The sequence below is a fragment of the Pseudomonas sp. JBR1 genome, assembly GCF_028198185.1.
Classification (GTDB): Bacteria; Pseudomonadota; Gammaproteobacteria; order Pseudomonadales; family Pseudomonadaceae; genus Chryseomonas; species Chryseomonas oryzihabitans_E.
The window spans coordinates 3,623,719-3,645,015 of sequence record NZ_CP116340.1 but is presented as its reverse complement, the minus strand read 5'-3'; the positions used below and the strand labels follow the sequence as shown (position 1 = coordinate 3,645,015).

Here is a 21,297-nt window from a genome sequence, read left to right as displayed (position 1 = left end):
CCTGAACAGTTATCAACGCTTCTGGAAATGCCGTGCCGTCTTACGCAAGGCCTCATCAACGCTGATGATAGGTGTCCAGCCCAACAGCGTACGGGTTTTCGTAATGTCTACCTGTAGTGAGCCGCACAAACGCTGTGCTAGGGCTTTTTTGCCCACAAGGCCCGCGCTAAGTTGCAAGACGCGGGCAGGTACGGGCAGTAGTAGAGGAGATCGCCCTAGGGCGAGCCCCAAGCGGCGCAGTAGATCTGAAGTAGAAAGATCCTCGTCATCGCTAACGAGAAAGGTTTGATTAGCGGCAGCAGGGTGGTCAATACAGGTCACCACTAGATCCACCAGATTGTCCAAAGCCACCAAGCTACGTCTATTGGCGATGGCGCCCAAGGGCAAGGGAACGCCTTTACTCAGCCAATTCATCAAGCTACGGAAGTTTGCCTTCACCCCAGGCCCGTAGACCAGCACTGGCCGGATGATGACTACCTCTAACCCCGTGCCTTGGGCCAGCGCCTTGAGGCCCTCTTCGGCCTCCATTTTGGATATACCATAGGGATCTTGTGGTGCTGGCTCCTGATCAGCCAGATAAGGGCAGTCTGGCATCGTAGCTTCGCCATTGACCTTGACCGAGCTAATAAATATGAAGCGTCGGACGCCGCCTTCGGCAGCACGACGTGCCAATTCCAAGGCTCCCTGTACGTTAGCCTTCCTGAACTCTTCCAGAGGGTCTACAGCTCTGTCCTCCATGACATGGACTCGAGCACCACAATGGACCACGACATCCGTAGCTTCTAAAAGTCGAATTGCAACGTCACTATCGAGCGCTTCCAACGGCAACTGATCCAGCCCAGCAGAGACACTGCGTACGCCTTTTACAATTGAGTATCCGCCAGAGCTTTTCAGGCGCTCAACCAGAGCACTACCTACCAGCCCGGAAGCGCCTGTGACTATTATTTTTTGGCTGTACAAGCGCCACCACCTTGAAGCTGTCGATAAATAGCCAAATGCTGCTCTACGATCTGCTCTATTGCAAAATCGCGCTCAGCGAGCTTTCTCCCTTGCTCCCCCATACGCTTGCGTAAATCAGTATCTTTGACCAGACGCTCGATGGCATCCGCAAGGGCGACGGAATCTCTGGCCTGTACTAACAATCCAGAGACATTTGGCTCTATCGCATCACGACATCCCGGAACGTCCGTCGTGACAACGGCTCGGCCACAGGCAGCCGCCTCAACCAAGACCTTGGGTAGACCTTCGCGATATGACGGGAGGACGACAAGATGAGACAAGGCGAAGACCTTGGCAATATCTTTGCTATGGCCCAAGATCTCAACGATCCCCTCATGACGCCACTTCTCTAGCTCTTGCAAACTAATGCTGGTCGGATTGCCTACATCTGGGTCTCCAACCAATTGGAAACGCGCCTCGACACCTCGCTGGCGGAGTAATCGCACTGCATCTACGTACTCGATAACGCCTTTATCACGTAATAGACGGGCGGCAAAGGTCACTAACGGAACGCCATCGGGCTCGGGCAATACCGGATGGCTGGCAAGGTCGACTCCAGATCCCTTTATCAGGACCGTCTTGTCCATCCGAACGGCGCCTAGCTCGACCAAAGCCTGGCGGTCATCCGGATTTTGAAAAATAACCCGCAGCTTTTTCTTGCCCAAAGCTAACCAATACAAGGCTCTAACGAGCTGGCGCATGCCCCTGGCCTTCCAGCCTTGAGCGAGGAAAACAAAACCTAGCCCAGAGACCGCAGCAACCACACTCCCGACGGGGGCCACACGAGCCGCAATACCGCCATACAGAACTGGCTTTATTGTCACCAAATGCAATATGTCGGGCTTCAATTGCCGACAGAGTGTCCAAATGGCGTACAAAGCACGGAGCTCGGCTATCGGATTCCTACCATTCCTCGATAACGGCAAAGAATGATGGATGAAGCCGAGCGTGCGAATTCGCTCCACTGCGTTTCCGGGCATGGTGGCGATGTGTACCTCATAGCCCCGACTCCTTGCTTGCTCTGCTACGGCGAGGCGATGAGAAAGGAAGAAGCCCGCATCGTTCACAACGAACAGCAAGATGGAGCTCATGAATTTTTTGCTAACCAAGCTTGGAACATCAAAACATCCCAAAGCAGATACTGCCAATTACGCTTACCCGACAAGTGCTCAGCCCATTTTAGTCGGATCAGTTGCGGATGAAAGTAACCCTGCTGCCGAAGTTGAGATTCATCGAGCAGCTCTTCAGCCCAGTCGCGCAATGGCCCTCTCAACCAGTCTCCGATTGGCACACCAAACCCCATCTTCGGCCTTTCGATGAGTGCCCGCGGAACATAGCGATAGAGAACTTGCCGGAGTATCCACTTTGACTGACCATCACGTAGCTTATAGGCAAGCGGCAACTGCCAAGCAAACTCGACGACTCTATGATCAAGAAAAGGAACGCGTGTTTCCAGCGACACAAACATTGCCGCCCTGTCCACCTTGGTCAGGATGTCGTCTGGCAAATATGTCATGGTGTCCAGCGCCATCATGCGCTCGATACCGTTGTTCAGTGAAGGCAAACGATTGGTAGTCAAGAGAGTATCCGGCTCCTCTGCACCGATAACAACTTGAGCCGGATCTTGCCAGTGAGAAATGAGGCGACGATAAAGATCGTCAATGTTTGCTGCAGCTAGCACATCAGCACCCTTGTGCAGCTTGTCACCAAAATTGGTACCACGTAGTCGCGCGAAGGGCGAAACTACCGAATTCCAAGTCGAAGGTGGAGCCGTGGTAATGCCGAGTGCTATCCCTTTCCGCATAAATCTTGGCAGCTTGGATAGGCGCCCCCACAACCGGGACGTCATTAGATAGCGATTGTACCCAGCGAACAACTCGTCTCCAGCATCTCCCGAAAGGGATACCGTCACATGCTGCTTTGCCAGCTGAGATACAAGGTAGGTAGGTATCTGTGATGAATCGGCGAAGGGCTCATCATAAATGTCAGGGATGTTCGGAATGACATCTTGTGCCTGTGTCGAGGTGACATAAAGCTCGGTGTGTTCAGTGCCCAGGTGTCGCGCGACCGCCTTTGCATGCTCGGCCTCGTTGTAACCCGGCTCGTGGAAGCCGATGGAAAAGGTCCTTACAGGCTTGGACGACTGCGCTTGCATCAAGGCGACGATCGTGGAGGAATCTATGCCCCCGGACAAAAAGGCTCCCAACGGTACATCGGCAACCATCTGCTGACCAACAGCTGAAAGCAGTAGCTCGTCCAATTGTTGGACAGCCGCCTCAGGCGATCCAACAAAAGGTCTATCCTGACCCCGTCTAACGACTTGCTCGACTGACCAATAGGTATGGACAATCGGTTCTCGCTTGTCGAGAGATACCGATGCCAAGCAACCCGGCTGCAGCTTACTTATTCCGCGGTAGATGCAAGAGCCTCCAGGTATCGCATTGTGACGCATGAACAGCGCTAGAGCACCGCGGTCAATCTGCCCCTCGAAAGAAGGATGTTGCTTCAAGGCCTTGAGTTCTGACCCAAACAAAAAGGACTGCCCCTGCCAGCCGTAATATAGGGGTTTTTCTCCAAGCCGATCTCGGCCCAACGTCAATACGCGTGCCTGCCGATCCCACACTGCAAATGCAAACATGCCGATGGCTTTTTCTACCGTTCCCGCTATACCCCAAGTCTCAAATCCGGCCAGTAGAGTCTCGGTATCGGAAGTACCTCTCCAATCACCCGGACGGCCTGATGCAGTCAACTCCTGACGCATACTCAAGTGGTTGTAGATTTCGCCATTAAAGACTAGCACGTATCTTTCGCCCCGCGAGCGCATGGGCTGGTGGCCTGCAGCACTCAGATCGACGATGGCCAGTCGGCGATGTCCCAATGAAACCCCTGAGGCGGGATCGGTCCACACACCAAAGTCATCGGGGCCGCGATAGCTGATAGCCTGGTTCATCTTGAGTACAACGTCGCTGTTATCCGCGCCGCCAGCTATTGCCTCCAAAGTCCCTGCAAAACCACACATCGCGTCAACTCCTACCGTCGAGCTGTCGATACAGCTCTTCAAATTTGCTACTGGTGTTTTCCATACTGAACTCTTCGGCAACCCGCTTGTACGCCCGGTCGCCCAAGGCGGACCTTTCCTCGGCAGCCATTTTCACTATCGTCCGTAGGCCCTCGGCAAGTGCGAATGAATCCTCAGGCGGAACGAGGATACCTTGCCCACCTAATAGTAGTGCAGCATCCCCGACATCCGTAGTAACACAGGGCAGTCCCATTGCCATCGCTTCACCCAACACATTGGGAAAGCCCTCGGTTCTTGAAGATAAACAAAAAATATCTACGGCAGCCAAACAGGCAGCGACATCCTTGCGCTCGCCTAAGAGAACGAATCTTTCTCGGAATCCCGAGTTTTCGAGCCAACCTACAAGCTCCGGGTTAGTAGAAACGAGATCTCTACCTACCAGCAAAAACCGCACGTGTTTGCATTCTTGTGCCACCAGCGCAGCAGCACGTATGAAATTAAGCTGATCCTTGTCTTCGCTAAAACGACCTACGCTTCCTACTACGATATGCGTAGGCAAAAACCCACAGGACTGTCGGAGTACTTCCCGCTTTTCCATTGCTGCGCGCAGCTTGTCCGGCTCAAATCCATTGGGTATTACGCGCATAAGCTTTTTAGAATACCCTACTGCAGCGTGATTACGTAACGATGCTTCTGCAGCACAAACGATGCTGGTAGGGACGAGGGCCGATAGCTTTGCGCAACATCTCCTGATCCATTGAGTCGCTCTTGCTCCGCTACTTATATCTGTAGTGCGGACGCCCCAGATGACGACCTTGATCCCAGCTAGTTTGGCAGCTATCCCACCGAACAAGTCTGAGTGATACATCCACGTTTGAACTATATCTGGCTTGTCTCTTCGGAATATATGCACTAACTTAAAAAATGCAGATATCGGATTCTTTCGAATATCGAGCGCAATGACCGAAATGTTGGAATCCCGAAATCGTTCTGCCATCTCGCCTTGAGGCGTAAGCGCTATGATCAGATGATTACTTCCGTGTATCCTGGAATGGTTCACAAGGCGGTGCAGGAACATTTCGGCCCCCCCCACCTTTAAACCACTCACTACGTGATATACCAATCTGCTCATTTGACACCTCTGAACCAACGAGCATATAAATATTGCAACAAAGTTGGATGCATCCATATCGAACTACCCAAATCTGGACGCTTAAATTTTTTCATGTTTCCCTTGCTGACGTCTGCAATTGCTTTCTTGAGCAAGGGTATTCCAACATGATATTGACGAATTGGATAGGTTAGAAAGTTATCTTCAGCTAGTCGACTGATACAGCTCTGATAGAGAATATCACCCGTATCTATTCCGGCATCAACGACATGTACAGTGACCCCTGCATTAGCTTCGTCATTTTTATAAAAAGCCCAGTAAGCTCCATGTACACCTCGATAAGCAGGTGTGATACCGCAGTGCAGATTAATAAAAATAGAATCAATAGAATTCAAAACTTTGGAAGAGACGATTCGGGTCCCATTCAACACAACAATATCGGGTGATTCTCTTTTCAGCCATTCAATACATTCTGGTGAATTGACGGAAGTCACGTGAAATACATTTAGCCTATCTGGCCTGGCACTATCTAAGCCAAGTTCGTCAAACAAACGCCTAATTCGATTAAGGCTAAGTTTTCTAATAATACTCATATACAGCATGAAGAGCAGCTGCCCTCCAACGGTAAGAAAACCTACCTTGCGCAACCGACCCTTTAACAGGCCATAACGTGAAACGGGATTTTCTAGACATAGAGCTAGACGCGGAAAATCTTTTTCCAGCTCATTTACTACGGTCCATGTTGTATCTGTATCAATGCCTAGAACAACCACCTTCATACTGTATTTCCTGTAAAATCCGCCATTGCGAGAGAGCGCATCCCGTATTTATCGTTAAGAAACCTATAATGCTCCAGTAAGCTCCTCAGTACCTGCAGGTTTTTCTCCGTATTAAGGCCAAAATTGTGTGGATGCCACCAGAGATGGCAAACCCCTTTACTTATTGCTGCCTGAGTCATGACTGCTTTTATGCGATTCATACGGAGATCGTCGAAAATCGCAAGACGACGCGACCATGGCCGGAGAAAAATACTTGCAGGTATGTTGATAACGCCTAGGCTTTCATCAGCCTGTGACATGAGATCACCGCTCAAAGGCACCCAAGAATCCGCGAGCCGAACAGCGCGTCCTATGGCTCCACCAGGGATACGGTGACCATCTCGATACAACCAAGAGCCGGGATTACCTCTGAAAGTTCGAAAGCCACATGTCGGCAGCATCTTTATAAAGCTTTTGCGAGCCTGATTACGCGGAAAAACCAAACTTTCAAACCGACCACCCAGCTCCTTGAACTGCTCTTGAGCACACGTCAAATCGGCAGAGAACTCATCCGGCGATACGCCGTTTTCACCACAGAAGAAGTGGCTGTATGTATGGCTTGCCAACTCTTGACCTGGTGTCTCTAAAATTCTTTTGACAAGCGGACGCCCGAAAAATAACTTTGAATTCTCGCGGACTAATTGAGCCCAATTGTAATTCGAAAGCTTAGAGTTGCTATAACTAGGCAAAAGAGCCGGCCTACGCTCCATCCATTCACTATAGTCTTTGCAAATTAACATACCCACAGTGGCCCAAGTGCACTTAACCTCGAACTCACTGAAAATCTTTAGCATTTCAGGAATAGCTATCCAAACACCAGCCACGTTCTTTCCATAGTGTGCAATCTGCTGAGAGTCAGTAACCCCCCAAAACATTTCGAAATCTAGGGAAATAACAAAACTTGACAAGGCAGCCCCCAAAAACAAAAAAGCATATGAGCATTTAACAAAAAGCCTGGCTGCTACAGCCAACCATTTTATAAAGTCAAAACCAAAATAATCTGAAAATATAAAAAACCGGTCTTTTATCGGTTCACCGCTTTTCGGTACAACTCTTCATAACCGTTAGCGCATGTATCCATAGTAAAATTTTGCAAAACCCTTTGCCTGCCTGCTTCGCCTATTTTTTTTCGTTCAGGATCCTGAGCCAACCTCAAAATTGCGCAGGCTAACTCTTCAGCATTCCCTGCCTCGACGACGTACCCGTTTTTACCATCTAACACTGCCTCAGAGTTTCCACCCACGTTGGTGACAACCATAGGGAGGCCGTAGGCCATACACTCTAATACCGCATTGGAAAAGCCTTCCTCATGTGAACACAGGATACCAATATCAGACGCCATCAGAAATTTTGGCACATCCGACCGGGAGCCTAAAAAGTGGATATTTTTGCCTACTCCCAGCACCTTTGACTGCTCTAGGAGGCTTTTACCAATCCCGTCATCCCTTCCCAAACACAGGAGATCCCAAGGCTCAGGCAAAACTTTTTTTATAATTCCTAAAGCTTGAATAAGATCGTGATGCCCTTTGTAAGGGATCAGATTTGCTACCATGACCATGAGTAAGGATTCATCGCTAATACTATGTAAACGCCTCCATTCTGTTGAATGCATCTTTGATACGGGCTCAGCAAGCTCAATTCCGTTATAAATCAGAAATAGCTTTTCGTTACCAACACCTTCCAAAGCAAGCTGGTCAATCACTGCCTGCGAATTCCCACAGATATACGTCATGCGACCATGCAGCCAGCGTTCTATTTTGGCTTGAAGTGGAGAGTTCTTTTGATATTCATTCATACTTCTCCTGCTCATTATTTTTATCGGCACCCGTGAAAACAACGAAATAATGCCACCAATAACGTACGCTGTCGGAAGAAAAAAATGCACAACCGTAGGACGACGGGTCCACATTCTAGCGAGAAGCTTGGCAGAGCTTATAAGCAGCAGTAGACGAATTTGCAGCCACCTATTCTTTACTAAAGATCCTAGCCAGGCAGGTAGAGAACCACCGCTTACAAGGATTCCGGCCTGCTTTGCTTTTTCTAGCAATGGGCCCTTCATAGCCAAAGTAAAAATTTCTGGCTCCCACCCGCGACGTTTTAATGAAGTTGCAACTTTGACCAAGTGCTGCTCAGCCCCTCCAACCTCTAGGGAACCAATGACGTACAAGATTCGCTTACTATTCATAAACTCTTTACCGGGGCCATTACGCCATGTCTTCTGAGACTTTAAATTCGGTATGCTTGCCTAGCACTTACACTTTTCCATGTCACTAAAAGCCCCAGAATCGCCATAATCATTGTGCCTACAGTTAAAGCGCCTGCAACAGAAAACTCGCCAACCCAGTGCCTTAGTAGCGGGAACGCCAGGAAAAGTGCTGATAGATTGACCATGCCCAAGGCAGACATCAATAGCGGACGACGTTGTGCTTGCCAAAGCTTGGCTAGCACATTGCTAAAGATAATAAAAGGCATGCCGAGTGAAAGCCAAAGCCAATGCTCAGTCACTTTTGTAGCAACAGGCAGGTCGAACTTACCTCCAAACAATAGCATTAGAACATCAGAACCAATCGTGTCTACCAAAATAACAACCAAAACTCCAACAACTATTCCTGCCGCAGCAGCTTTGTACAAAATTCTACGGATAGCCTTAATATCATTTTGCGCAACCAGCTCTGAGAACTCGGCTAAAATTACGGTAGTACTCGCCATGATCAAAAGCTGTACTGCTGAACTATGCAATCTATAGGCATAACCGAAAGCAGAAATAGCACCCTCACCAAAAGAAGCCAGCCATAACGGAGGCATGGCAGTAAGAAGACTTGCTACAATTACGGCTGGAAGTATCTTCACACCTAAAAGGCCAACATCCTTCCAGTGTAAAAAAATAGCCATTAATCCCGGCAATTTGCCAAAAATCCTAAGCCCACTTTTATTCAACCCTATTATGCATATCAAGACTTGGAGCAGAAACCCTGCTAAGGTCCCTATTATCAGGTTAGCAAAGCCTCCGGAGGGCCAGGCTGCAAACAGAACCGCTCCCAACAAACCATTTGCAATAGGCGCAGCTGCAGCTATTGCAAAGCGATTTCGCATAGCAAGTAGGTAGCCACAGCAGTCTGACAGTACGTTAAGAGGCAGCAGCAGTAAAAGCCAAGGAAATGCGATAGCCACAGAACCTTGAACAGACGATGTTGCTTTGCCCGCTAATAGATGAGGGGCATAAGGAATAGATAGCCCTAAAAAAACCAATATAACTAGAGCAAAAATTGATGCCCCTGCTAACACCGAGCGTTCAAAAGCATCGACTTCATCTTTATTTTTTTCTAAGTTTAGTCTTGCTCGTACGGGAAACAGGCCTGTTTGCAAGATACCGGAGATCACCCCCGATACCATCGTAGGTACCGTCAACGCTAAATAATAAGCATCAAGCTCTGGGCTTAAACCGAATATGCGAACGGTAAACCACAACTTGCAAAATGCGGCCAGTTGCGCCCCTGCCGTTAACAGGGAAACTAATATCAATGTACTTTTCATGACCGCATTATCGTCAGGCCTGCGAGTTTTAAATTACTGCGCTTCAATCGAGGTTTTTTACATACCAATCTACAGCGATATTAAGCCCATCCTTAACCCGGTAAATAGGCTCGTACCCCAAAAGACTTTCTGCCTTTGAGATGTCTGCTAGGGAGTGTCTAACATCTCCTTTTCGAAACTCTCGATGTATAACCTTAGCTTCCTTAGAGACCCCTATAGACGACAAAGCTCTTTCTATATGGATAGCTAGTTCGTTCAGAGTCGTGCGTTCTCCAACAGCAACGTTGTAAACTTGATTAACCGCCGACTCCAAGGTCGTTGTAGCTGCCAATATGTTTGCCTGAATCACGTTCTCGATAAAGCAGAAGTCCCGGCTAGTGTCTCCATCGCCATTGATGAATACTGATTCGCCCTTGAGAAAAGCTGCCGTCCATTTAGGAATGACGGCTGCGTACGATCCATTAGGATCTTGGCGAGGGCCGAAGACATTGAAGTAGCGCAGGCCTATGGTATTAAACCCATAAGTCCTGGCAAAGACATCAGCATATAGTTCGTTAACATATTTCGTAACAGCATAGGGGCTCAACGGTTTGCCAATAGTATCTTCCACTTTAGGCAAGCCTGGATGGTCTCCATATGTGCTACTGCTGGCAGCATATACAAGTCGCTCTACCTGAGCATCTTTTGCTGCGATCAGCATATTCAAATGGCCCGAAATATTCGTCGCATTAGTAGTAAATGGGTCATCGATACTACGTGGCACGCTCCCCAGAGCCGCTTGATGTAGAACGTAATTAACTTCTTTACAGGCTGCGTGACAGTCTTGAAGCTCGCGTATGTCGCCTTTTATAAGCTTAAAGTTTTCCCATTGACGTTCAGAAACAAGACTTCTTACTTCGTCTAAATTACGCTGATGACCTGTAGAAAAGTTATCCAACCCCACCACACGCTGATCGGCCTTCAGCAGCTTCTCTAAAAGATTGCTACCAATGAAACCAGCAACACCTGTTATCAGCCAAGAGCGCGGAGAATGCGTAATACTTGTCAGAGTTTTTTCATATAGAGAATTCATATTTTAAAGTCTCAGGTCGGATTCGTTTTGCTTCAAAACATATTTTAGATCTTGAATTACGTGGCTGTTTTTTGCTAACGCCTTAATCGCCTGAACACCCATAGCTTTAAATTGACTATGGGCCACTGCGAGAATAATGGCATCGTAGCTGCCAGCTTCTGGCTTCGCTATTGGCAGAATGCCGTACTCGTGCTCTGTCTCATCGGCGTTTACCCATGGGTCATACACATCAACTTGACAATTATATTCTTCGAGCTCAGCGACTATATCGACTACACGCGTATTACGTAGATCAGGACAGTCTTCTTTGAAGGTAAGTCCCATGACCAGCACCCTTGCGCCCTCTACCTGAATACGCTTTTTAGTCATTGCCTTGACAAGCTGAGACACTACATAGGGACCCATGCTGTCATTTAAGCGTCGCCCAGCCAGAATAATCTCCGGATGGTAGCCGATGGACTCCGCTTTGTGCGTAAGGTAGTAAGGGTCAACGCCAATGCAATGGCCACCAACTAGGCCTGGTCTAAAGGGAAGAAAATTCCATTTACTCCCAGCCGCCAGTAATACCGACTCGGTATCAATACCCATTTTGTTAAAAATAATAGCTAACTCATTTACCAGTGCGATATTTAGATCACGCTGAGTATTTTCGATCACTTTTGCAGCTTCCGCTACCTTAATACTACTTGCTTTATGCGTACCTGCGATAATGATTTCTCTATACAGCGCATCTACAAGATCGGCAACATCTGGTGTTGAACCAGATGTCACTTTTTTAATATTTACCAACCGATGCTCTTTATCGCCAGGATTTATTCGTTCAGGGCTGTAGCCACAAAAAAAATCTCTGTTATATATAAGACCTGAGCCCTTTTCTAGAACCGGAACGCAATCTTCTTCAGTAGCACCAGGATAGACTGTAGACTCATATATTACGATATCCCCCTTTTTTAGAACTTTAGCTACGGTTTCACTCGCACGTATCAAAGGAGTTAAATCCGGTCTTTTATGCTTATCCACTGGCGTTGGAACTGTAACGATATAGCAGTTGCAACCAGCCAATGTTGAAATATCTGTTGTGTACGTAAGAAACTGGGCGGCTGTGAGCTCTTCTGAAGTCGTTTCGAGAGTAAAATCTATACCATTGCGAAGATCAGATATTCTCTGCGAATTTATGTCGAAACCAACCACGGATCGGTTTCGGCCAAACTCAACAGCCAGAGGCAGACCTACGTAGCCTAGACCTATTACACCCAGCTTCAATTTTTCTAATTGCATTCTGAACCTATAGTTTTGACTTGCGTTTATTTTCAAGGACTTTTAGCCTTGGACATGAACTCGCAGGCGGCGAGCTCTCGTGTCGTGGATATTCCATTCGATAAATAATCTTATTTCCTAGAGCACCTCACGTTATTTAATCGCTACCTGCTAGTATTAATTGCCCATGACAGCATTGCAGCAACTAAAACACTTCGAATTTATTGAAACCCGTTACCATATGCCAAGAAACCCTTAACTGCACCATTTACTGAATAAATAACACGATAGTGATCCAGCCTTATTCTTTGTAGGTCTCAGCCTGATTACCGCCAGAGCCTGACTTGTACTTGAAAAAACCTAAGATTTTCTCCAAGTACCTTTGGCGAAGAGCGTGCCATCCGATTGCTGAAAATGCGTAGAGTAGCGGTAGCATGAACACGCGCTGCCTAGTACTCCACTCTCCAAAGAAAACAAGATACGGGACAATTATCAAGAAAACTAATAGAGTTTGAAAAGCAGCAATTTTACTCCTTTTGACTGCCACATAGATGCCATATAAAGTTCCTGGCAGCATAGCCACCCAGAAAAACGTAGCAAACAAGTACAATTCGATATAATTTTTCCCGCTAATCTCAGTCTTTATAATGCTCCATGGATACGGGGCAAAAAGAGTTCTTGCTACTGCTCGTATAGTAGCTAATACAGGGTGACTTAAAAAATATTGCCGCCACTCGATTACTGTTTGATCTGCGCCAGACTCCCCCTTTTGCGCAGCCAACGTAGTTACCTGTCCGCTTATTGGAGCGGTAAAGGTATTTACCACGTTAGTAATCCCTACTTGCGGCGTACTTGGAACATCGTTACTAACAGAAATATCTTTTACAGATTCTTTTATCAAATTGTCTGCATTTTGCAGGACAGGCACAGGTATAGATAAAGGTAGCACTTCAGCCACCTCAATTTTTTTTGTTTCCGTATTTTCTTCGCTTTTGTTTTTTCCATAAGACTGATCAACTGCACCTTGAAGCCCTCCATCTTTATCCACAACCAATATGGGTATCGACTGTGCATTTTCAACAGGAAATACATCTTGAATAATTTTAGAGCCAAAAGGCAGAAAATTTATAATAATCAGAGCAGCGAGACAGACAACCATCGAAGAAGAGAAAAGTAAAAACCCATTTCTTCTTTTGGCATACAACAAATATACTGCTAGGAAAAACATTAAAGCGATAAACGCAACAAATGCGATGAACCTTACACCTGCCAATAGGCCAACGCACCCAACTAAAGTTATAAAAAACTTCCACGAAAATTTCTTGTATAAATCCGCCACTGAAATAACAGCGATAGCCGTTAAAAAAGCCGCAAGGGAATCTTTAATCAGCCATGCGCTATTTACCGCCATCAGTGGATCGAAAAGAATAATCAGAGCAGCTACTCTACTTACTTTAACCTCCCCCCCTAATATGCGGCAAATCATAAAAGTAGCAGCCACCATTGAGCCCGCTAATATAGCATTTGCAGTAATGACACTTTGCATCCAGTTGTCGCTGAACAATGCCCAGAACCCTGCAAACGCAGCGTATAGCCATTCATGCGTACCCAGCACTCCGGCGTAAGCGGAGGTATCGGTTGGTAACCAAGTAGGCGCATCATTGGAATGCCAGGCACTTAAATATCCAGACAATTCGTAAGGTACTGCTGGAACAGCTTCGCCCGCCCAGTGCATCGAAAAAGCGAGCGCATTCTTTTGATACTTCAATGCATCCGAAGGTACGTCATGCCATTGAGGCATGCTTTGGATCAGTAAAACTTTTATGATCCCCGCCAATACTCCCACTATGCTCCATATCAAAACTTCCGGCTTTTCTCTTTTATCCGAAAGCCCGTACATCAACATAACAATCAAACTAGAAAAGACCGCCAGTAAAGCCATATTTTAAACCTATAAGACTTCAAAACTCTCAGGCCTACCTATAATTTCGGCCACCGGCTAGTAAATCGTCATTCAACTTATCTAGTCATTCAAAAATATACACCCTTAAAAGATAGCTTTATTTCGAGATTCACTTTTTCACTCACAATACAATCCACTTCAACATTGCCTAACCAGCCATCGAAATCAGAAAAGTTAATCTCACCTTCGACTTCGGCAAACTGATTATTTTCTCATAACCAGTTCTTAAATAACTGACGTGGAGCCTATCTTTCTTTTTAAAACAATATAAGTCTGCGTCTGCTTAACCCCGTCAAGGTTTCCAATGCAATCCAGAAGGTCGTCCAGTTTTTCATGCGTAGTGCATCGCAAGAAGGCTAGGTAATCGAACTGGCCACTAACAGAGGATACTTCTTCAACCTCGGGCATTCGCTCCAAGGAACGGATAACGCTTGCAGTGCTGCGCGGCAGGACGCTGATGGCACAGTAAGCACGCACGGCGGCCTGTTCCAGTTCGGAACCCAAGCGCAGGCCGTAACCCTGAATAACGCCATCACGTTCTAGACGAGCCAGACGGGTAACGACGGTAGTACGCGCCATGCCCAGTTGACGGGCGAGGGTGGCATTGGAGGCACGGGCGTTCTGTTGCAGCAAGTGGATAAGCTGCCAGTCAGTTGGATCGAGCTTGGTGAACATGAGGCTCCCTGCCGCAAATGGGCGCGCCAGGGCTGGAACCCCGGCGCGGAGCCGTCATTCTAGGCGTGCTAGTTCGGCACGGCCAGGGCAGCTATCAGGGATTCGCGCTGCTGGCGTTCGTACAGCGCCATCTCGTCGAGCACCGGCGCACCCAGGGCCGCTTCAAAGGCCGCACGATTGCCGCCGCTCTGGTATTCCTGCTGGTTGCCGGCCCCCAGGTTGGACTGGAAGATGCCCGCGGCGCTAACCGGCAGGAAGTCTTCGTAGGTGATGGGATCGGCGATGAGCTGGCCGGCGGCGATCAGGGTTTCGGTATCCGTGGTCTCGACGCCTGAGCCAGTGCCCTGGGCGGCACGATAGCGGAACCAGGCCAGGCCCTGACGGCGCAGTTCGTCCCAGTTGTCGGGCAGTGCCTGGAACACCTCGGCCAGTACGGTCGCATAGTCGCTGCCTGCCGTTTTGCTGCGCTGGCGGACCTCTTGCAGCAGCTCGTCGTAGCGTTGGCGACCGGCCGGCGTGAGGGCGATGCCGCGCTGCTCGATCTCGCCGAAGCGCGCCGTGTGCGAGCCCTGGACCTCGCCCTGGAACAGGATGGGTTCCTCCAGGGCCTTGAAGCTGGTCTGGCGCAGCAGGATGGGGCACTGGCGGCGGGGCGGGCCCTCGATGGTTTCCTTGGGCGCGATGCCGCGGGCGGGCATGCGAGCCTGGACGGCATCGATGTCGAGGGTGCGCGGCGTCAGGTGATTGATGTGCGGGCCCTTGAAGCAGACCACGTCGGCGATCAGCCGGTGGGCATCGTGCAGGCGCCCGTAGAGGCCAGCATCGACGTTGGCCTCGCGGTGCCAGCGAAAGGTCTCCAGCGCCTCTTGCACGAAGGCATCGGCCTCCGCGTCGGTGAGACCACCCTGGGCCTCGGCGCGCTCGATCAGCTCCAGCGCGCCCGGGGTGAAAATGCGGCGCTCGTTCAGGACCTTTTCAGCCAGCTGGCGCAGCTCGGCGTCCTCGATCAGCTCCAGGCGCAGCAGCGAGGTGAAGACGCGGAAGGGATTGGCCTGCAGGGCCGCCGGCTCGACCGGGCGGAAGGCGGTGGAATGCACCGGGACACCCGCCACGCTGAGGTCGTAGTAGCCGACCGGCTGCATGCCCATCACGGCGAACAGGCGGCGCAAGGTGGCCAACTCGTCAGCCGTGCCGACACGGATGGCGCCATGGCGCTCCAGATCCAGGCGCTCCGCGGAATCCTGGGAGAAACCCGGCTGCCCGGCATTCACCTCGGCGACCAGCTCCAGCAGGGTGCCGTATTGCGGTACCTCCTGGCGGTACATCACCGACATGGCCTGGGAAAAGCGGGTACGGATCAGGTCCGGGGAAAGCAGCGACGCGGCGGTCATGGGAGCGGCTCCTGGCTCAGGCTAGGCGTCGATTTCGACACGCCCTCGCGCGCTGCTCAAGCGATCTTTGCTCATCGGATCATTCCCCGGGGGAATGGGTGGAAGGCCTAGTGATCCTTGTGCTGGGTCTTTGGCTTCTTGACGTGATCGGCGCCGGTATCGCTACCCGAACCGCCGCTGGAGCCGTTGTCGGCCGCGCCCACACCGGTGCTGGGCGCCTTTTCCATGCCATGGGTGCTGGTGGGATCGGGACGCGCGGGAGTAGCGGGAGGATTGGTCGGGCTGGTCTGGGCCAGGGCGGCGCTGGACAGGCCGAGGCCCAGGATCAAGGTGGGAAGCAGCAGGGACTTGCGCATGGGAGGACTCCTCTGGACGGATTCACTCCCGTTTAGGCACCTCCCGCGCGGGGAGGTGCCGCGCCGCGGGTCAGCTGCCGCTGGTGCTGGCCTTGTGGGCTTTCTTGTGCGCCACCTTCTTATGGTGGGTGGTAGCCTGCTTGCCGGTCTTGGCAGGGCTGCTGGTGGTAGCCGCGGGCGGCGTGGCGGGATCGGTCGGCGCCGTCTGGGCGAAGGCGGCAGAGGTAGCCAGGAGGCCGGCGAGGGTCAGGCAGAGGGTGGTGCTTTTCATGGAAGTCACTCCTTCGGTGGCTGATTGCAGCGTCAGTTAGCCGGCTTTCGCCAGGCAAAACCGTGTCCTCTTCCACAGCCAGGGTCACTAGTAACAAGATATTTCAGCCGACTGCCAAGGCGTTAACAGTCTGCCGACCCCTTCGCCAGGGTCCCAGCTTGGGCATAATGCCGGGACGCCCCCTACCGTTGCCGCGCATGCCCAAGAGCCCTCACCTTCCCAAGCGCCCTCGCTGGAGCAGCCTGCTGCTGCTGGCCCTCGGCCTGACGCTGCTGCTGATTCCGCTGCGCTATGCGGCCCAGCATTTCTACGAGGCGCAATTGGCCGAGCAGAACGGCCAGACCCTGGACCTCTATGTCGCCAACCTGCTCGGCACCCTGAGACGCTACGAGGTGCTGCCCGACCTGCTGGGCGACCTGCCGGTGCTGCGCAACGCCCTGGCGCGCCAGGGTGACGGCAGCGCCCAGGACGCTGCCAGCCAGATGCTGGAAGACATCCGGCAGCGTACCGGGGCGGATGTCATCTACCTGATGCAGGGCGACGGCACCTGCCTGGCCAGCTCCAACTATCGCCAGCCAGACAGCTTCGTCGGTCGCGACTTCTCCTTCAGGCCCTATTACAAGGCGGCCATGCAGGGCCAACCGGGTCGGTTCTTCGGCCTCGGTACCACGTCGAGCAAGCGCGGCTACTATTTCGCCGCTGCGGTGCGCGATGGCGAGCGTGCCACCGGCGTGGTGGTGGTCAAGGTCGATCTGGACAGCGCGGAAAGGCTCTGGGGCAACGCCCCCGAGCAGTTGCTGGTCACCGACGACCTCGGCGTGGTCATCCTCACCTCCCACGACGCCTGGCGCTTTCGCGCGACCCATCCGCTGGACGAGCGCCAGCGCGAGCAGGTCAATGCCAATCGCCCCTACCCCACCACCAATCCCGCGCCCCTGACGCTGGTCCCTGACGACTGGCTGACCCAGACCCGCAATCTCGACGAGGTAGGCTGGACCGCGCAGATCCTGGCACCGCGGGAGATGGTCGAGCGCCAGGTACGCAGCGCTCTCTACGTGGGGGCCGCGACCCTGCTGGCGTTGCTCCTGCTGCTGGTGGTCATGACCCTGCGGCGGCGGCACTTCATCGAGCGCCTGGCGCTGGATGCCCGGGCTAAGCGCGACCTGGAGCTGAACGTGGAGGAACGCACCCGCGACCTGCAGACGCTCAACGCGCGCCTGCAGCAGGAGGTGCACGACCGTGAACAGGCCCAGCGCGAACTCATGCGCGCCCAGGACGAAGCCGTGCAGGCCGGCAAGCTGTCGGCCCTGGGGACCATGTCCGCCAGCATCAGTCACGAACTCAACCAGCCCCTGGCGGCCATCCGCAGCTACACGGAAAATGCCGTCGTGCTGCTCGACCATGACCGGCTGGACGATGCCCGTGGCAACCTCAAGCTGATCGGCGAGCTGACCACGCGGATGGCCAACATCATCGCCCACCTCAAGGCCTATGCCCGCGGCGCCCGCCGCGCGCCGGAAAGCGTGGTCTTGCAGGGCGCCCTGGAAGACGCCCTGGCCATGGTCGCCGCGCGCCGCCGCGCCATGCAGGTGGAGCTGATCCGCGACCTGCCCGATGCGCCCCTGTGGGTGCAGGCCGGTGAGACCCGGCTGCGACAGATCATCAGCAACCTGCTGAGCAATGCCCTCGACGCCCTGGCGGAAAAGACCAGCACCCGCAGGCTCTGGCTGACCACCAGCCTCGATGAGCGCGGTGTGACCCTGATCCTGAGAGACAATGGACCGGGGTTTTCCAGCGAAGCCCTGGCCCGTGCCCACGAACCCTTCTTCACCACCAAGGCCACCGCCCAGGGACTCGGCCTGGGCCTGGCGATCTGCGATAACCTGTTGCGGACCCTGGGTGGCCACCTGCACCTGTCCAACCACGCCGAGGGCGGGGCCGAAGTACGCCTCTACCTGCAGCACGGCAAGCCGGGGGTCGCCTCGGTGCCCCAGGAAGAAGTCCGCGGATGATCGCCAAGCCCCTCTACCTTAGGTCTTTGTCATGAGTGCCCTGCCCCCCTTCGATCCCGCCAGCCAGATCCTGCTGATCGACGACGACGCCCACCTGCGCCTGGCGCTGAGCCAGACCCTGGATCTAGCCGGCTTCAAGGTGACGGCCCTGGCTGACGCCCGCGAGCTGGAGATGGCCGCGGTGCGCGATTGGCCCGGCGTGGTGGTCAGTGACATCCGCATGCCCGGCATCGACGGCCTGGAGCTGCTGGCCCAGTTGCATCAGCGCGACGCCGAGTTGCCGGTGGTGCTGATCACCGGCCATGGCGACGTGCCCCTGGCGGTGCAGGCCATGCGCGCCGGCGCCTATGACTTCCTGGAAAAGCCCTTCGCCAACGACGCCCTGATCGACAGCGTGCGGCGTGCGCTGGGGGCTCGCCATCTGGTCCTGGAAAACCGCAGCCTGCGCCTGGCCCTGGCCGAGCGCCATGAACTGCAGACCCGGCTGATCGGCCAGACCCCGGGCATGGCCCGGCTGCGCGATCAGATCGGCGCCCTGGCGGCCACCCAGGCCGATGTGCTGATCCATGGCGAAACCGGTGCCGGCAAGGAAGTGGTCGCCCGCGCCCTGCACGACCTGTCGAATCGCCGCGACGGCCCCTTCGTCGCCATCAACGCCGGCGCCCTGGCCGAATCCGTGGTGGAAAGCGAACTCTTCGGTCACGAACAGGGCGCCTTCACCGGCGCCCAGAAGCGCCGCATCGGCAAGTTCGAATACGCCAGCGGTGGCACCCTCTTTCTCGACGAGATCGAGAGCATGAGCCTGGACGTCCAGGTCAAGCTGCTGCGCCTGCTGCAGGAGCGCAAGGTCGAGCGACTCGGGTCCAACCAGCAGATCCCGCTGGATATCCGGGTGGTCGCCGCGACCAAGGAAGACCTGCGGCAGGCCGCCGACCAGGGCCGTTTCCGCGCCGACCTCTACTACCGGCTCAATGTCGCCACCTTGCGCATCCCCGCCCTGCGCGAGCGCAGCGAAGACATCCTGCCGCTGTTCCACCACTTCGCCCGGGCCGCCGCCGAGCGCCATGGCACCCCGGGGCGCGAGCCCGATGCCGAGCAGCGCGCGTCCCTGATCGCCCACAGCTGGCCCGGCAACGTGCGGGAATTGCAGAACGCCGCCGAGCGCTTCGCCCTGGGCCTGGACCTGGCGCTGGACAGCAGCGCCTTCGCGCCCCTGGCACCGATGAGCGCCGCCCCCGTGGCCGCCTCGGCAGCGGTCGTCGCGGCGCCGTCTTCGGCTGGCCTGGCCGCCGGGCTGGGCGAGCAGGTCGAGGCCTTCGAGCGCGACCTCATCCAGCGTGAACTGGCCCGACCCCATGCCTCCCTGCGCAGCCTCGCCGAGGCCCTGGGCCTGCCACGCAAGACGCTGTCCGACAAGCTGCGCAAGCACGACCTGCAATTCACCGGCGGTGCGGCGGACGAAGGCGACTAGGCCAAGGTCGGCTGGTCGCGCGTAGTCAGGAGTGGCAGAGTGCGGGAATCAGGCGTCGTGCAACAGGCGTCGTGTAACAGGTGTTCGCGCAAGGAGATCCTCTTGACCTCGCTCATGCTCGAAGAAGCCGCCGCCAGCGGTGCGGCGGTCACTCGCCAACTGGCGACCATCGACCAGGCCCTGGCGGCTCTGGCCGACGACCTCAGAGTCCAGCCGCCGCAGCTCGCCCTGACCGTGGCCCGCGGCAGCTCGGACCACGCCGCCAGCTATTTCGCCTACCTGGCCATGGCCCACCTCGGCCTACCGGTGCTGTCCCTGCCGCCCTCGCTGGTGACCCTGCGCCAGGCACCGCTGCGCGTCGAAGGCCAGCTCGCCCTGGGCTTTTCCCAATCCGGGCGCAGTCCCGATCTGATCGAGACCCTCAGCGCGCTGGATCGCTACGGCGCCCGCACCGCCGCCCTGGTCAACGAGATCGATTCACCCCTGGCGCTGGCCTGTCGCCACGCCATCGGAGTGCAGGCCGGTCCTGAACGCAGCGTCGCGGCTACCAAGAGCTTCATCGCTACCCTGGCCGCCGCCGCCCGCCTGATTGCCCATTGGCAGCAGGACGAGACGCTGCTCGCCGCCGGCGTAGCCCTGCCGGAAGCCCTGGACCGGGCAGCGGAACTGAGCTGGGCGCCCGCGCTGCCCGTACTGCGCGACGCGGAGCGCTGCATGGTGGTCGGCCGTGGTCCCGGCTTCGCCATTGCCCAGGAAGCCGCACTCAAGCTCAAGGAAACCTCGGCGCTGCAGGGCGAGGCCTTCAGCGGCGCGGAATTGCAGCATGGCCCCCTGGCGCTGGTGGAACGCGGCTATCCGCTGTTGATCTTCGCCCTGCGCGGGCCCGAGCAGCCCGGTCTGTTGCAGCTGGCGCGAGATCTGCGCGGACGCGGTGCCCGGGTGCTGCTGGCGGCCCCGGACGACGTTGCCGAGCGCGATCTGCCGCTCGCCGTCGCCGGCCACCCGGATCTGGACGGCCTGCTGGCGATCCAGAGTTTCTACCGCATGGCCGCGCTGCTGGCCGAGGCGCGTGGCCAGGACCCGGACCAGCCCCGCCATCTGCGCAAGGTCACCCTCACCCGCTAAGCCGCACCCCTTCACCCAGGCGTCCCAGGACGGGACGCCGACGCCCTCCCCGGCCCTACCCCACCCTTGGAGCTAGCTCTTTCGATCTAGTCGGTGAGTGCCTGCCGGGCAACAATCTGCCAAGCGGTCCACAGAGCCGGTAAGTCGCTGGAAATCGGTCACTTTTTTCTTGTCGCTCCCGGCGATTTGTCTCAGCGTTCGCGCAACGGATGATGAGGCAGCA

18 protein-coding genes are annotated in these 21,297 nt (G+C 54.1%); 3 read left to right on the top strand and 15 right to left on the bottom strand.

The genetic code is table 11. The features are described from left to right. Positions 1-12 precede the first annotated feature (12 nt). The 15 genes from PJ259_RS16885 to PJ259_RS16815 all read right to left on the bottom strand — a co-directional run bounded on the left by PJ259_RS16885 (position 13) and on the right by PJ259_RS16815 (position 16,466). Positions 13-960 carry a UDP-glucose 4-epimerase family protein gene (locus PJ259_RS16885; RefSeq protein WP_271653577.1) on the bottom strand — a complete coding sequence of 316 codons (948 nt, stop codon included), beginning with the start codon at positions 958-960 and terminating at the stop codon, positions 13-15. Then, positions 942-2,090 (bottom strand): glycosyltransferase family 4 protein, encoded by a 1,149-nt coding sequence (locus PJ259_RS16880; RefSeq protein ID WP_271653576.1) that lies wholly within the window; start codon positions 2,088-2,090, stop codon positions 942-944. The genes PJ259_RS16885 and PJ259_RS16880 overlap by 19 nt, the downstream gene beginning before the upstream one ends. Continuing rightward, positions 2,087-4,018 carry an asparagine synthase (glutamine-hydrolyzing) gene (gene asnB, locus PJ259_RS16875; RefSeq protein ID WP_271653575.1) on the bottom strand — a complete coding sequence of 644 codons (1,932 nt, stop codon included), beginning with the start codon at positions 4,016-4,018 and terminating at the stop codon, positions 2,087-2,089. Before asnB ends, PJ259_RS16880 begins: the two co-directional genes overlap by 4 nt. Before the next feature lie 4 nt (positions 4,019-4,022). Then, entirely contained in the window at positions 4,023-5,150 is a 1,128-nt protein-coding gene (locus PJ259_RS16870) for a glycosyltransferase family 4 protein (protein WP_271653574.1), read from the bottom strand. Then, positions 5,147-5,908 (bottom strand): formyl transferase, encoded by a 762-nt coding sequence (locus PJ259_RS16865; protein WP_271653573.1) that lies wholly within the window; start codon positions 5,906-5,908, stop codon positions 5,147-5,149. The genes PJ259_RS16870 and PJ259_RS16865 overlap by 4 nt, the downstream gene beginning before the upstream one ends. After that, positions 5,905-6,918: a polysaccharide deacetylase family protein gene (locus PJ259_RS16860; protein ID WP_271653572.1), complete on the bottom strand. Its 1,014-nt coding sequence runs from the start codon at positions 6,916-6,918 to the stop codon at positions 5,905-5,907. The genes PJ259_RS16865 and PJ259_RS16860 overlap by 4 nt, the downstream gene beginning before the upstream one ends. 53 nt (positions 6,919-6,971) lie before the next feature. Then, positions 6,972-8,132 (bottom strand): glycosyltransferase, encoded by a 1,161-nt coding sequence (locus tag PJ259_RS16855; protein WP_271653571.1) that lies wholly within the window; start codon positions 8,130-8,132, stop codon positions 6,972-6,974. 41 nt (positions 8,133-8,173) lie between these two features. Further along, the gene (locus PJ259_RS16850) at positions 8,174-9,481 is read right to left on the bottom strand and encodes a lipid II flippase MurJ (RefSeq protein ID WP_271653570.1); all 1,308 of its coding nucleotides are present in this window, start codon (positions 9,479-9,481) and stop codon (positions 8,174-8,176) included. Positions 9,482-9,524: 43 nt separating this feature from the next. After that, positions 9,525-10,553, bottom strand: coding sequence for an NAD-dependent epimerase/dehydratase family protein (locus PJ259_RS16845; RefSeq protein ID WP_271653569.1), 1,029 nt, complete (start codon positions 10,551-10,553; stop codon positions 9,525-9,527). 3 nt (positions 10,554-10,556) lie between these two features. After that, positions 10,557-11,831 (bottom strand): Vi polysaccharide biosynthesis UDP-N-acetylglucosamine C-6 dehydrogenase TviB, encoded by a 1,275-nt coding sequence (tviB, locus tag PJ259_RS16840; RefSeq protein WP_271653568.1) that lies wholly within the window; start codon positions 11,829-11,831, stop codon positions 10,557-10,559. 280 nt (positions 11,832-12,111) lie between these two features. Next, positions 12,112-13,752: a hypothetical protein gene (locus PJ259_RS16835; RefSeq protein WP_271653567.1), complete on the bottom strand. Its 1,641-nt coding sequence runs from the start codon at positions 13,750-13,752 to the stop codon at positions 12,112-12,114. A 246-nt stretch (positions 13,753-13,998) separates the two neighbouring features. Continuing rightward, complete coding sequence (locus tag PJ259_RS16830; protein ID WP_271653566.1) at positions 13,999-14,448, bottom strand: Lrp/AsnC family transcriptional regulator; 450 nt, start codon at positions 14,446-14,448, stop codon at positions 13,999-14,001. 68 nt (positions 14,449-14,516) lie between these two features. Beyond that, on the bottom strand, positions 14,517-15,839 hold the full coding sequence (gene hglS, locus PJ259_RS16825) for a 2-oxoadipate dioxygenase/decarboxylase HglS (protein WP_271653565.1): 1,323 nt from the start codon (positions 15,837-15,839) through the stop codon (positions 14,517-14,519). A 107-nt stretch (positions 15,840-15,946) separates the two neighbouring features. Further along, a complete protein-coding gene (locus PJ259_RS16820) occupies positions 15,947-16,195 on the bottom strand; it encodes a hypothetical protein (RefSeq protein WP_271653564.1) in 249 nt (82 codons plus the stop codon). A 70-nt stretch (positions 16,196-16,265) separates the two neighbouring features. After that, positions 16,266-16,466 carry a hypothetical protein gene (locus tag PJ259_RS16815; RefSeq protein WP_271653563.1) on the bottom strand — a complete coding sequence of 67 codons (201 nt, stop codon included), beginning with the start codon at positions 16,464-16,466 and terminating at the stop codon, positions 16,266-16,268. Positions 16,467-16,663: 197 nt separating this feature from the next. Between PJ259_RS16815 and PJ259_RS16810 the strand changes: the two genes are divergently transcribed. The 3 genes from PJ259_RS16810 to PJ259_RS16800 all read left to right on the top strand — a co-directional run bounded on the left by PJ259_RS16810 (position 16,664) and on the right by PJ259_RS16800 (position 21,074). Beyond that, a complete protein-coding gene (locus tag PJ259_RS16810) occupies positions 16,664-18,478 on the top strand; it encodes a sensor histidine kinase (protein ID WP_271653562.1) in 1,815 nt (604 codons plus the stop codon). Between the two features lie 31 nt (positions 18,479-18,509). Continuing rightward, entirely contained in the window at positions 18,510-19,949 is a 1,440-nt protein-coding gene (locus PJ259_RS16805) for a sigma-54-dependent transcriptional regulator (RefSeq protein WP_271653561.1), read from the top strand. Between the two features lie 114 nt (positions 19,950-20,063). Next, positions 20,064-21,074 (top strand): SIS domain-containing protein, encoded by a 1,011-nt coding sequence (locus PJ259_RS16800; protein WP_271655888.1) that lies wholly within the window; start codon positions 20,064-20,066, stop codon positions 21,072-21,074. The last annotated feature ends 223 nt before the right edge of the window (positions 21,075-21,297 follow it).